Origin of the sequence: Xenorhabdus sp. PB61.4 (genome assembly GCF_963894935.1) — a bacterium.
GTDB lineage: Bacteria > Pseudomonadota > Gammaproteobacteria > Enterobacterales > Enterobacteriaceae > Xenorhabdus > Xenorhabdus stockiae.
This window is the reverse complement of record NZ_CAWQJR010000017.1, coordinates 1-12,378: the sequence shown is the minus strand read 5'-3', so window position 1 is coordinate 12,378 and position 12,378 is coordinate 1. Positions and strand designations below refer to the sequence as shown.

General features: G+C 41.6%; 19 protein-coding genes and 3 pseudogenes. 20 read left to right on the top strand and 2 right to left on the bottom strand.

Features of this window, described 5'->3' with window-relative positions; translation table 11 throughout:
• Positions 1-693, top strand: a 693-nt coding sequence (locus tag AACX68_RS02120; protein WP_228860455.1) for a transposase, incomplete at its 5' end; no start/stop codon positions are given.
• Positions 694-750: 57 nt separating this feature from the next.
• On the opposite strand, the gene traA is transcribed toward AACX68_RS02120, so the two are convergent.
• Complete coding sequence (traA, locus tag AACX68_RS02115) at positions 751-1,089, bottom strand: TraA family conjugative transfer protein (protein ID WP_228860454.1); 339 nt, start codon at positions 1,087-1,089, stop codon at positions 751-753.
• Positions 1,090-1,436: 347 nt separating this feature from the next.
• Between traA and AACX68_RS02110 the strand changes: the two genes are divergently transcribed.
• The 15 genes and pseudogenes from AACX68_RS02110 to AACX68_RS02045 all read left to right on the top strand — a co-directional run bounded on the left by AACX68_RS02110 (position 1,437) and on the right by AACX68_RS02045 (position 9,808).
• Positions 1,437-1,751 carry a hypothetical protein gene (locus AACX68_RS02110; RefSeq protein ID WP_228860453.1) on the top strand — a complete coding sequence of 105 codons (315 nt, stop codon included), beginning with the start codon at positions 1,437-1,439 and terminating at the stop codon, positions 1,749-1,751.
• Positions 1,723-1,851: a hypothetical protein gene (locus AACX68_RS20030; protein WP_445286290.1), complete on the top strand. Its 129-nt coding sequence runs from the start codon at positions 1,723-1,725 to the stop codon at positions 1,849-1,851. The genes AACX68_RS02110 and AACX68_RS20030 overlap by 29 nt, the downstream gene beginning before the upstream one ends.
• A gap of 226 nt (positions 1,852-2,077) precedes the next feature.
• Positions 2,078-2,563, top strand: a pseudogene (locus AACX68_RS02105) (IS982 family transposase); the annotation flags it as partial.
• 61 nt (positions 2,564-2,624) lie between these two features.
• A pseudogene (locus AACX68_RS02100) lies at positions 2,625-3,322 on the top strand (IS1 family transposase).
• A 26-nt stretch (positions 3,323-3,348) separates the two neighbouring features.
• Positions 3,349-3,783: pseudogene (locus AACX68_RS02095) on the top strand (recombination protein NinG); the annotation flags it as partial.
• Entirely contained in the window at positions 3,780-4,130 is a 351-nt protein-coding gene (locus AACX68_RS02090) for a hypothetical protein (RefSeq protein ID WP_228860452.1), read from the top strand. The pseudogene AACX68_RS02095 and the gene AACX68_RS02090, both read left to right, overlap by 4 nt.
• A complete protein-coding gene (locus tag AACX68_RS02085) occupies positions 4,127-4,963 on the top strand; it encodes an antitermination protein (protein ID WP_228860451.1) in 837 nt (278 codons plus the stop codon). Before AACX68_RS02090 ends, AACX68_RS02085 begins: the two co-directional genes overlap by 4 nt.
• Before the next feature lie 470 nt (positions 4,964-5,433).
• A complete protein-coding gene (locus tag AACX68_RS02080) occupies positions 5,434-6,183 on the top strand; it encodes a Thoeris anti-defense Tad2 family protein (protein WP_228860450.1) in 750 nt (249 codons plus the stop codon).
• Positions 6,184-6,440: 257 nt separating this feature from the next.
• Complete coding sequence (locus AACX68_RS02075) at positions 6,441-7,415, top strand: DUF4747 family protein (RefSeq protein ID WP_228860449.1); 975 nt, start codon at positions 6,441-6,443, stop codon at positions 7,413-7,415.
• Between the two features lie 29 nt (positions 7,416-7,444).
• On the top strand, positions 7,445-8,035 hold the full coding sequence (locus tag AACX68_RS02070) for a hypothetical protein (protein WP_339389255.1): 591 nt from the start codon (positions 7,445-7,447) through the stop codon (positions 8,033-8,035).
• Between the two features lie 178 nt (positions 8,036-8,213).
• Positions 8,214-8,522 (top strand): phage holin family protein, encoded by a 309-nt coding sequence (locus AACX68_RS02065; RefSeq protein ID WP_099111981.1) that lies wholly within the window; start codon positions 8,214-8,216, stop codon positions 8,520-8,522.
• Positions 8,519-8,746 (top strand): hypothetical protein, encoded by a 228-nt coding sequence (locus tag AACX68_RS02060; protein WP_228860447.1) that lies wholly within the window; start codon positions 8,519-8,521, stop codon positions 8,744-8,746. The genes AACX68_RS02065 and AACX68_RS02060 overlap by 4 nt, the downstream gene beginning before the upstream one ends.
• Positions 8,746-9,180, top strand: coding sequence for a lysozyme (locus tag AACX68_RS02055; RefSeq protein ID WP_228860446.1), 435 nt, complete (start codon positions 8,746-8,748; stop codon positions 9,178-9,180). The genes AACX68_RS02060 and AACX68_RS02055 overlap by 1 nt, the downstream gene beginning before the upstream one ends.
• Positions 9,177-9,638, top strand: a complete 462-nt coding sequence (locus AACX68_RS02050) for a lysis protein (RefSeq protein WP_228860445.1) — start codon at positions 9,177-9,179, stop codon at positions 9,636-9,638. The genes AACX68_RS02055 and AACX68_RS02050 overlap by 4 nt, the downstream gene beginning before the upstream one ends.
• A complete protein-coding gene (locus AACX68_RS02045) occupies positions 9,635-9,808 on the top strand; it encodes a hypothetical protein (RefSeq protein ID WP_228860444.1) in 174 nt (57 codons plus the stop codon). The genes AACX68_RS02050 and AACX68_RS02045 overlap by 4 nt, the downstream gene beginning before the upstream one ends.
• Before the next feature lie 157 nt (positions 9,809-9,965).
• Here the strand turns inward: AACX68_RS02045 and AACX68_RS02040 are convergent, their stop codons facing one another.
• Complete coding sequence (locus AACX68_RS02040) at positions 9,966-10,223, bottom strand: hypothetical protein (protein WP_339389254.1); 258 nt, start codon at positions 10,221-10,223, stop codon at positions 9,966-9,968.
• A gap of 172 nt (positions 10,224-10,395) precedes the next feature.
• On the opposite strand from AACX68_RS02040, the gene AACX68_RS02035 reads away from it, so the two are divergent.
• From AACX68_RS02035 to AACX68_RS02020, 4 genes are all read left to right on the top strand, one after another.
• Positions 10,396-10,998 carry a Rha family transcriptional regulator gene (locus tag AACX68_RS02035; protein ID WP_228860442.1) on the top strand — a complete coding sequence of 201 codons (603 nt, stop codon included), beginning with the start codon at positions 10,396-10,398 and terminating at the stop codon, positions 10,996-10,998.
• A complete protein-coding gene (locus AACX68_RS02030; RefSeq protein ID WP_099111577.1) occupies positions 10,995-11,207 on the top strand; it encodes a hypothetical protein in 213 nt (70 codons plus the stop codon). Before AACX68_RS02035 ends, AACX68_RS02030 begins: the two co-directional genes overlap by 4 nt.
• A 134-nt stretch (positions 11,208-11,341) precedes the next feature.
• Positions 11,342-11,815: a hypothetical protein gene (locus AACX68_RS02025; RefSeq protein ID WP_228860441.1), complete on the top strand. Its 474-nt coding sequence runs from the start codon at positions 11,342-11,344 to the stop codon at positions 11,813-11,815.
• 9 nt (positions 11,816-11,824) lie between these two features.
• A complete protein-coding gene (locus AACX68_RS02020) occupies positions 11,825-12,262 on the top strand; it encodes a transposase (RefSeq protein ID WP_228860440.1) in 438 nt (145 codons plus the stop codon).
• Positions 12,263-12,378: the final 116 nt, after the last annotated feature.

The window sequence follows — 12,378 nt, the reverse complement described above, 5'->3', positions numbered from 1 at the left end:
ATGGGATATCTAGCCAAAACCGATAAAATAGATGCTCAAATGCTGGCACAGTTAGCCCTGGTTTTATCTCAACAAACAGATCGGGATAAAATAATCAGAGTGTTGCCCTCTACTCAGCAACAAGTGCTGCAAGCCATGATCACACGTCGTCGCCAATTAGTCACACTTTCCGCCTCGGAGCGCCAAAGATTAGGAAGCTGCCATCCAGAAATTCGAGAAAGCATCACTTTAATGGTCAGCTTTATACAAGGACAACTTAAGGTCATTGAATCGGCGTTATCTAACCACATCAAGGCCTATCATCGCCCCAAACTCGATTTATTATCGACAGTAAAAGGCGTTGGTCCTGCCACAATAGCCACTTTGATCGCCGATGTCCCAGAGTTGGGTCAATTAACCCGCCGTGAAATTAGTGCATTGGTTGGTGTTGCACCGTTTAATCGGGATTCTGGGTTCTTCCGGGGAAAACGAACAATTTTTGGAGGAAGAGCAATGGTGCGTCGAATGCTTTATATGGCTACGTTAACAGCCATTAGATTTAACCCCGTTCTCTGCGCTTTCTACAAGAGATTAACCGAAGCAGGCAAGCCAAATAAAGTCGCTATCGTTGCTTGTATGCGTAAGTTACTGGTCATTCTCAATGCAATGATAAAAACAAATAAACCGTGGGATGAATCTTTCCACACGGTTTAAAGCGAAAGACAGTTGCTCATTAAAACCCGCCGGAGCGGGTTTTTTTGTTCATCTGGCTTAGATACCAACGGTAGGTAGCATAGTTGCTACAGCTTCGGTAGAAGCCATCATTCCATTGATTATGTCTGGTGAGTAGTACAGACCGATTGCTGCGCCTACTGTAACTGCAAACACCATCAGTGATTGACGAACAACGGCTGAGGCAACACCGACGACGACCATCAGGCCAACCAGAACACGGCCCAGAGAACCTTGCATGTATTCGGTGATAGTTTTCCAAACATCGCTGAAGCCGGTTTGTTCAGTACCGTTCGCATATAATACTCCAACCCCCAATGCGATGATCGCAGAAGTAGCCAGAACTGATTTCAGATTTGCGCGATTCAGAGTTTTCATCTTTTACATTCCTTAGCCATTTTTAGAAGTTACGTTTTTGGAATGTTCCTCGACTCTTTAACGGTTTTCAGCCAGGAACGGGATAAACTATAACGATATCCATCTAAAAAATCGCGTAAAAAAGGACACGAAATCATTACTAACTAACGGAAAAAACTCTGCTTTTTTGGCAAAACATGTTTTTACTTATTACTTATCTATTTTCTATTCATAAGTTCCCTTTTTCTGGTGTCTATTAGCTCATTACTATTCTCCCAGATGATTTCGGGCGTGTGTGATCTTGTGCTTAAATATCGGGTGCATGGTAATAGTTACGTGGGATTTTATGTCTAAATTACGGGGGGAGTATGTTAAATAAAAAAACAGTTTTATTGGCCGCAGTGATCTCAATACTTAGTTTATCACCTGCTTCCGCTATAACTTTAAGTTTTGGTAACATTGTTGATTCAGTAAAATTGGCGATAAAAAATGAGAACAGTAGTTCTACCAATCAAGAGCAATACGGATTGAATTTCGGCCATGACTTCATTGACATTGCTGAGAGCAGGCTTGCGATAGGTTTTTCACCAGAGGGTTCAGCACAGAAAACAACAATCGACTTCATTCATTCAGCAAAAAAGGAAATAAATAAGGTTGGCTGCTTATTCGTTCACATCCCCTGAAATTGTCAAAGCTTTAATACAAACTAAACGTCGCGGTGTTGATGTTAAGCTTGCAATAGATCATAAAGGAAATACAAGTAAGAGTTCAGTGTCCACATGAATATCATCATTAATACCGGAATACTTATCAGAACGATCAATAAATATTCTATTCATCATGATAAGTTTATTGTTGTAGATCTCATCAGCGTAGAAGCTGGTTCAGTTAATTATTCTCAGTCAGCAAATACTAAATAACCCAAATTCTGGATAAGAAATTGACGAGAAGTCTGTTCAAGGAGCCGTGTTTTGGTGCAAGCCGAAACAGCTCCGGGGAGGAACAGGCTATGAACAACTTAGTTGAAATTTTCATCGATGTCGATGACTTTTGGCGTTTTTTCATTCCACAATGGGAATAGTTTTGTCTCAATAAGGGATATCGCCTACGTCGTAGAAAAGGTCACATATATCCCAGTGAAATCATGACCATCCTGATCCTCTTTCATCTATCGCATTATCGTGATTTTAAAAATTTTTATCTGGAGCATATTTGGCGATATCATCATCACGATTTTCCCACCTTGCTCAGTTATACTCGTTTTATCCGTGTCGCGCCTTCCGTTTTAGTGCCTCTGTGCAGCTATCTGACTCAATTAAAAGGAAATCCTACGGGGATCGCCTTTATTGACTCCACGCGTTTGAGCGTGTGCCATAATATCCGTATTCCCCGCCATAAGGTATTTGAAGGGACAGCACAGCGAGGAAAAACCTCAATGGGGTGGTTTTACGGTTTCAAATTACACCTGATTATTAACCATATTGGCGAAATTCTGGGTCATGCTCCCAATGATTAGAGCTTGTGATAGACTCCCTACTTTTTATTCTGGGTGAAATATGGCTAAAGTGGATGTGATTTGTCGTTACTGTCATAAAACAGACGAGGTTAAAAGGTATGGAAAAGGGCGTACTGGGCATCCCCGCTATCACTGCTATGCTTGCCGTAAAACCTTCCAACTGAACTATACCTATCAAGCCTGCCATCCCGGTATGAAAGAGCGAATTATTGATATGGCCATGAATAACGCCGGTGTCAGGGACACGGCTCGGGTTCTGAAAGTCGGCATTAACACGGTCATTCGCACATTAAAAAACTCACACCAAGACAAGTAACCACGCTGCCGCTGGCGGGCAGTGAGATTCATATTATCTGTGAAATAGACGAGCAGTGGTCATTCGTCGGTAATAAGAAAAATCAGCGCTGGCTCTGGTATGCCTAGGAGCCGAATAGGAAACGGGTAGTGGCACATGTGTTTGGGGATCGCAGCAGAAAAACGTTGAAAAAGCTGCTGGCACTCCTGTCTCATTTTACTATCCGGTTTTATTGTACAGATGATTATGCCGTTTATGATTGCCTGCCTAAGAAAAAACACCTGACGGGAAAGAAATTTACCCAACGTATCGAGAGAACGAATCTTACGCTTCGTATCCGGATAAAGAGGCTGAATAGAAAGACAATAGGTTATTCCAAATCCGAAGAGATGCATGACAAAGTGGTCGGTACGTTCATTGAGCGTGAATACTATCTTTCATAACAGATCTAACTATTGGGAGCATGACCCAAAAAGAAGTAGCCAACCGAGATAAACTCAAAGCCCGCAAGTTAGCCGTAAAACCCCGCAGTTATTGGATCCAACAAGCCCAACGCGCTGTAAATGCCTATATTAGAGAACGAGACCGCGACTTACCGTGTGTCTCCTGTGGCACGTACACGTCTTATCAGTGGGATGCGGGGCACTATCGGACGACCTTAGCAGCACCTCAGTTGAGATTTGATGAACGGAATATTCAGCGGCAGTGCATCGTCTGTAACCAGCATAAATCCGGGAATATTGTTCCTTACCGGGTTGAGTTAATTCGGCGCATCGGTCAGGCAGCGGTGGATGCTATTGAGTCCAACCATGATTGGCACCGTTGGACGATTGAGGAATGCCAGTCTATCCGGGATGAGTACAAAGAAAAGCTCAGGGAATTAAGGGCGCGGGAGGTGGCGTGATTTTCACCAACTTCGAAGAGGCTCAGGCTTACGCAATGAAGCGTCGGCTGGAGAATAAAGAACACTATGCAATCAACCAGAGACCACAAAGGCGATTGACAGTTGGAAAGTGTGGGAAACATCGGGGGCAGCGTCCGGCGTGGACAACACGCGATGATGAGCGCCCTGAATTCTATAACATCACTCACAGCAAAATTTACAAGCTACACCCCACTGATGCGCCATTAATTCTAGGGCTGCTAGCGGAAGGGTTGACCCAAAAAGAAGTGGCAGAGAAGTTTGATGTTAGTCGTTCCGGCATCGCAACTTTTGTAAGAAAAGCAAAGGCAAATCTGAGGATAAAATGAAATTAGAATCATTACCCAAGTATTTCTCACCGAAGAGCATCATGTTTAGTGACTCTCCAGCCGCAACAGCGACTGATTCCTTTTCAATTACCGATGTTATGGCCTCACTAGGATTGGCGTCCGCTCAGGCGAGGATGGGTATTGAACTGTTTTTAGCGAAACAGGGGATCAATAAACCCGATGAAGCAGTGGAGAGTCTCTATCAGTATGCACTGACGCAGGTTTATAAGCACAGTGCAATTGCAAAACTTGATGAGAATGTTAAGCAAAGCGTCCTGCGAATACTCGCAAATTATGCCTTTCAGGATTATGCGAGGAGTGCAGCCAGTAAGAAGCCGTGTTCGGATTGTGATGGCGGGTTTATCAAGGCGGAGGTGTTTTCTACAAAGACATACACACCCTGGCGTGAGCGAACGCTCGTTAAAGCTAATTTAAGCATGGGGGCAGAGATTATCCCGTCATCATACGCTAAATCTCGTGAAGTGAGAGAGGTGGTGAAAGTAGCCTGTCCAACATGCAAAGGGAAAGGCGAAGTGAGCCATTCGTGCCGTTGCAATGGTCGGGGGGAGGTTCTGGATAAGAAACAGACTCAATTGCTTGGAGTTCCGGTTTATAAAACCTGTCCAAAATGTTCAGGGCGTGGGTACTCCAGATTACCAGCAGAAGATGTCAGGCGAGCTATCTGTGATGAGGTAATGGAATTACCTGAGACCTCATGGAGAAGGAATTTTAAGCAGCTCTATGAATCATTAATTGAGGAATGCTTAATAGAAGAGTTGAGAGCTGACTCTGTTCTATCAGAATTAACTAAAAGAGAAAATATTACCATATAGTTATTAAATAATAGATAAATAATATTGACTCGGTGGCGGAAATAGCCCATCGTTATCCCAACGATGGGTTATTGCCTCTCGTTGAAATAAGATAGAATTCCATAGCCTCGCACTCGCGGGATTTTTCATATCTACCAGTAGTTAATTCAGAGTTTACAGCTCAAAGTGTACGTTACGATCAACGGCTATATCGTAGTTAAATCAATATATTAAGTGTAATTTTAGGCGTTTCGGTCAATATACTGATCGCCATAGATTAAGTCCATACCAGCACCAAACTTCAAATATACACCTCACTGAATCACGCACTCGACTAACAGATAAACTTTATAATGCGCCACCCTATTTTAAGGCGTATTGATTCTGTTACAGGCTATTCAATTGAGATAAAAACCTGACCTCAGTAATATTATCTGGCTAGTTAGCAGTAGGATGAAATGACCTTTAACGAATAATAAAGTGAGGTGTTTATGTCTGATGTTAATAAGCTGGATGATAAACAATGTCCGTTTGATCCTGACCAATATAAAGCTCATGTTAAGGTTAGCTATACGATTGACAATGACATAGCAGCTCCAGTTGGCTCCTTGCCTTGGGCGCTAATTCAGGTGTATTTGGGAAAGGTGGTGGGACGTAGTCAATGGGGCGTAAATGAATACATACGACTTTCTGCTAAAAATGATAGCAAGACCCCCGTCCATATTGAGAAGCATGATCAGCAGAGTTTTCCATATGATTGGGAACCAACGCCTGAAGATTTGATGGCCTGTGATTGGGAGTTAGTGAAGATAAAACCAAAGCCAGTTGAATGCATGCTGTCTTTTGATCTTGAAGTAGCGACTGATACATACAATAACGGTCAGAGTCAAGATTGGGGATATTTAACTCAAGGTGCAAATATTGGTTTAGGTGAATCTCTTTTTGGCACTCTGACAAATCTTCAAAACACTATAGGTATTGGAAACATCTTACAGTTCACATTGACTGAGTACCCCATCGGTTCTTTTGAGAGTATAGAATTACAAGTTGACACCCAAAACCAAGCGGATTTAGCGAGTAAAAATCTTGAAGTAACGGTGAATGGTTCAACTTATAATCTTGGTCCAGGCTCAAATTCTACAACTGATTTCTACTATACCTCTGACGGCGCAAAACAACTGGGAGACCTACTAAAACAAAACGTAGGTAAAACACTGTCATTCTGCTTCCGCTGGAAATAAATCTACATATTTAATCCAAGGCTGCTTAATGCGGCCTTTTTTATTACACGGTATTCAATTTGGATTATTGATCAATTACGGAATTGATAGGTAAAACCTTCTTTTCAATCTGAACCATGAGTGATACTGTTTTTATATACAGCCTCTTGTTGTATTACTATAATGTGACCTTTGTAGCTATTTTCTTTTAGGTGGGTTGTGACATTAATTTATGACTATAAAATCATTTATATAATATATTAACGGACAAGGATTTTATGGCTACTTATAAATTTTATAATGTACAACTTCTTCCCATAGAAAACCAAACAATCAAAGAAGTTGGCCCTGAGGGTTATTGCAGGCTGTTTGAAGCCATGAATATGCAAATCCGAGAAAATAGAGAAAAGAAGTTAAAACTCAGTTCTATTTCTATGCCTATGAAAGGAGGCATGTTTTTTGCGCCTTTTAGTGTGTCATTTTATGAGTATCCTGATGATAATGAATATAGAAAAATTATATATGGCTCTTTTTTGAAATTTGATAATGTCAATGAGCTTGTGGATACAAATAGTGGTGAAACGGAATATCGTTCACAAGGTAATACAAGTAGTAAACGTTTCGATCTGGAATTTGTTTTTGATCCGTATACCCATACTTTAGCTATTCATAAAACAAAGGGGTTACCTACAAGAAACCCTTTGATTTCTGTCCTTGAGGGAATACTGAATGTGTATGCGATTGATATTTTTAAAAATCATAGTCTTGTGATTGAAGAATTAACTTCCGCTGATTCTGTGGAGGACTTTTTCCAATCCCCAAAAAAAGGTTATAAACACTACGAAGGGCATGTTACATTTTCAAACTCAGATAGTTTTGACGATGTAATAGAGAAAGAAATCATTCAGCAGGCAGAAAAAGAATTAAAGGATAATAATATAGCAAGGTGGAATGCTGAATATAAAAGCTTCCCAAAATCTTTAATGAATGATCTACCCAAACAAGCAAAAATACAGATTATACTTGCTACCAAGTATGGGAATGCTGAAGTTTCATATATGGATGAAAATGGTAAGCATCAGAAATATCAAATGGAAGACTATCCTGTTCAAGAATCTTTAAAAGAAACTCGAAAAATGAGTAATCGTGAAAAGGCGGTTTTAATTAAGGATTTGATTTTAAAAGCAATAAATAAAACGAGAATGAAAAGAATAGTCACAAAGAAAAACAAAAACATTCTAGATGAAGACTGATTGTTAATTATAGGCGGAAGCGATATCTTATGAACAAGAGAATGTATAAAATAATTAGGAAACTACCTGTTATTGGTGCTGTTTTCCGCATTACTAATGCTTACGTCTATGAAGGTAGTGATGAGGGTAATGAGAGCTTTGCTCCTTTATGTATGTGGTGGAGCAAAGTTTTTAAGAAAATGGTATACGTGTTTTTTTTCGTATTAGCCTTGTATTTGATTAATTATAAGTATGTTCCATCGTGGTCGTGGGAGCCATCTGATACGATTTTATCAGTTTTTCCTAGTATACTTGGTTTTGGAATTGGTGTATTTGCTCTAATGTTTGTTATGCCAAATAGTTTTTTAAGGTTTTTACATGAAGGAAAAAAAAATAAACAAATACAATTTGGGCCTGAAATAGTGCCTGTTGATATGGGTTATCCCCTTGTTGTGTTTGTTCTGGTCATGACTTGGGCTGCGATAAACAAAATTTTTCCTTGTCAGTTTTTTAAGTTTATTAGTATCTGGGCACTTTTTTACGGACTGGCAATGACTCTTGAGTTAATCTCTTTTTTATTTAATTCATCATATATTATCCAGAAAATAAATCTAAAAAATGAAAATGATAAAACCGATTGAGGTTATTTTTTGTATATCATTTTTTAAGTATTTATAACAAACCGTTCCGAATTTGCCACCGCAATCACTCCTATAACCTCAGTATCTCCTATTGCGGCTGGCATCCTATTTACTACAACTCTCAGGGGCGACCACAGACTCACCCCACGGACGCCCATTGTTCTGATGGGGTGGAAATATGCGTATGCCAAATAAAGACCCAAGCAGCTTTGAGTTATCTCAATGGCTGATACTTTTGTTGCTTTCTGCGTGGGGCGGGATAGTCCGCTACATTATTGATATAAAAACCAGTAACGCCCGCTGGAGTTGGCTTGGGGCGTTTGCCCAAGTCATTGTTTCAGGATTTACCGGATTGATAGGCGGCTTTATCAGTTTGGAGGCAGGACTGAGCTTATACATGACATTCGCCAGTGCAGGCATGTGTGGGGCAATGGGAAGTATTGCCCTCACGTATTTCTGGAACCGACTGACAGGTGCTCACAGATGATTAAGGAAATATACGGTGTGAAGATATTTCCGATGGTTGTAATGTTGCATCAAATTCGCCGTTGGTGGGCGCTACGTAAATTGCGGAACTGGTGGCGAGCTGATATGCGTTTTCTGAAAGTTCTGCGTCAGCATAAAAGGATTTGTGATCACCTTAATTTCTACAAACGTTATCGGCTTATCAGGCTACTGGCAGAAGACGAACAACAGCGAGGGAACATCTGATGGAAATCAGCGAGAACGGATTGAGCTTCATCAAACAGTATGAAGGCCTGAAACTGAAAGCCTATCCCGATCCGGCGACTGGTGGTATTCCGTGGACGATTGGCTATGGTCACACAAAAGACGTCAAGCCAGGGCAAGTTATCACCGAACAGCAGGCCGAAGCATTCCTGCATGATGACCTTCAGCCTATTTACATCACCCTTAAATCAGCCGTGAAGGTATCACTGACTCAGGGGCAGTTTGATGCCCTGTGCTCGTTCATCTTCAATTGTGGTGCGGGTAACTTTGTTCGTTCTACCTTACTGAAGAAACTCAATGCCGGTGACTATCAAGGGGCAGCCGATGAATTCCAGAGATGGAATAAGGCAGCAGGTAAGGTCATGAACGGTCTGACTAAGCGTAGGGCATCTGAACGCCAGATGTTTTTATCATGAGATTCAATCTCACCTATGGCGTTATTGTTGCGTTGATTATTGCCTCCGGTGCGGCTTACCTCTATCGCTCTGGATATAAGAAACAGCTCGGTATCAATAACGACCAGCTAACCGAAATCCAGCAACTGACCGACCGAATTAACTATCAGAACACGCACATTGATATGCTGCATGAACTGGACAAGGTTCACACTCAGGAACTCGCAAATGCCAAGACTGAAATTGATACTCTTCGGGCTGATGTTGCCGCTGGTCGTCGCAAGCTGCGCATCAAGGCCACCTGTCCTGTGTCTGAAACCGCTTCCTCCGTCAGCGTGGTCAATGCAACCACCGTCGAACTCCCTAGAGAAACTGGACAAGCTGTTCTCGATATCCGAGAAGGCATCATCCACGACCGGGCAAAACTGAGATATTTGCAGGATTACATTAAAACTGAATGTTATAAGGTGACGAAATGAACAATCTACCAAATGATATTGAAATTGCGGGCTTTACATTAGGTTACTGTGATGATGGGAGTGCTTTTCTTCAGAAAGATGGTAATGGTGTATCGGTTAGAATTGACCATTTAGCTGAAGCTTTCACTAAATTATATGACGAAATGAACGAACAACCACATCAGCCTTAGAGCGCATAATTTTGGGATTGCAGGAGTATGTTAGGACACAGTGTAGGTGAGAGGACGGTGGGGATACTACCGTCCTATCGGAAGTTATTATAAAGATAGGCAAGTATTGTAATCATGGTAAAGTGCTATGCATGAAGTCATACAGCTAACCCAATCCTTACCATTCATATACTCGCAAATCGAAGCATAAGTCTGAATTGAAGCTAAAAGAGTCGTACCAGCCACTAGGCAAAGAAGAAGATATTTTCTCATAGTTATTTTCCACCTCATTACTATCACAAAAACTGGTAAATCTAATAAACCCATCACACCCTAACAACAAGCGAATAATGCTTAACAATTGATTAGCACTTGAAACTAAACCCAATATTTCTTTACCCATTCCCTGAGTGGTTAAAGGAATACTCCAAGCCATCACATCCGTGGTGGCTTTTTTGTATCTGAATTTCACCGCTTCTCGCTCGAAGCAAAAATATCAAAGAACCTTTCAGGATAAGCCTTGAGGAATGCCAGTAGTGGTCTGGTTAACCCTCTTTGGGCTGGTTATTCCTGAGCGCAAGGTTTATCACTAAAAGGAACTAAACCCTATGCAATTAATAACAACAAAGAAAACAAATTTACCTGCCACAGAAGCACCTACCATGACCAGTCTGGAAATGGTGGATTACATCAATGCTGACCGTAAGGCTAAAGCTGAGGCGGAAGGATTAACGTTTCCCTGTAAGAAATATCGAAAGTTACAACATAAGGATTTTCTTAAGAAAGTCCCAAAAGTATTAGGGGAAGAGCACTCAGCGAAATTTTTCGCTCAGTACAAAGACAGCACTGGTCGAGAGCTTCCATGCTACCGATTCACCAAGCGTGAAGCTTGTCTGATGGCAATGAGTTACAGCTATGAACTACAGGCTCAAGTATTCGATCACATGACGGAACTGGAAGGCAGTAAGGATATTAACCTGCTCGATTTCTCAGGATTGACAGACCTCACCATCCAACAAATGCAAGATAGGGTGGCTCATGCTGAGAAGTTTTCATTTGCTGAACATGGGCAGAAAGGCAGTAGCCTGATGACTCTTCGCAAGAGAGAAAAGAAGGCAATCAAGAAAGCCGAGCAACTGGTGAAAGACCTTATCCAGTTCAAGTTGTGTGATTTGGGTGACTTCCCTGATGAAGAAGGTGAGCCTGCATGAATCACGAACAATTTATCGAGAAGAACGTACAGGCCGAGTTAATCAAGCTCGGCTTTTCTTCATCTATTGCAGGTATGGCAAGTGATCGGGCAAAAGAGCATTACCGCCGTTCAGCCTCAGCCAGCCGGAAAGGTAAGTTGTTTGATGATTGTCTGAGTATCGCTAAGGCATGGGCAAGTAAGTATTCGGCAGAGAAACCTAAGAAGTAAAAATACAAAATTCCACAAAGCATCCTCAAACGGGTGCTTGATAGAGGTTTGTGTAAGTTTTGGGCGGGTGTGGTCTCGCTCAAACAGCGGCAGATATAAATAGAGCCAGTTGTTTGTTCTGAATGAGGTGAATAATGAAAGGTCAATTAGGGGTAATTAGCATGGATTTTACCATGCCGTCTCAAGAACAGCTTCAGAAAATAGTGGCTAGTATTGAGCTGGAATATGCGGTGAAAAGAGCACCTATAAATAATATAACTATGTGGAGCATGGAGCGTGAAGCAATTAAACGTGCTGCTGATTTGATTATGGCAAAGGCGAGATTCAACCATACTCCAATCAATAAAGCTCCAGAGAAAGATGTGGATCGTGTTGGTAGCGACACTCAACAGGATACGAAAGGATCAAAACTCTTCAATTACTGGAAGGTTGAAATACATATCGAAGGCCAAGATATGGCTATCGTGGGATACAGCAGAGACGAGATACCATTTAGTACGTATGACAGTGATTATTTAACTATCTACCAGAATAGGAATAGAGTCGACACTATCACCATCCCGCTTAGTAGGGTTATCGCTATCAAGTCTTATGCAGTGACTAAATAAGGAAAGAAAATGGCACGCCCAACTAAATACCAAGAGGCGTATGCCGAGCAGGCACGCAAATTGTGCTTGTTGGGCTACACCGATAAGGAACTGGCTGATTTTTTCGAGGTCAGCGAGTCCACATTAAATAACTGGAAACATGATCACCCTGGGTTTCTGGAGTCCTTAAAAAAGGGGAAGCAGGTTGCTGACGGTGAGGTGGCTGCAAAGCTCTTTCATAGGGCAACGGGCTATGAGCACGCAGAGGATGATATTCGGGTGGTTGAAGGTAAGGTTGTGATTACGCCTACAACTAAGCATTACCCACCCGATACCACCGCAGCAATATTCTGGCTCAAGAATCGGCAGAAGGATAACTGGCGGGATAAGATTGATCATGGTGTCGAGGGCGCTGTTGATGTTCATGTCCTTCCACCACTGAAAAAACTATTCGATGATGAGCAATGACACAGATATAGCAGAATCATATTAATATGACATAATAGCTGGATTCATATGACAAAGGATAAAGTGCGATGGGCTACAGTCTGGATTTTCGAAAGAGAGTACTGGCATATAAAGAC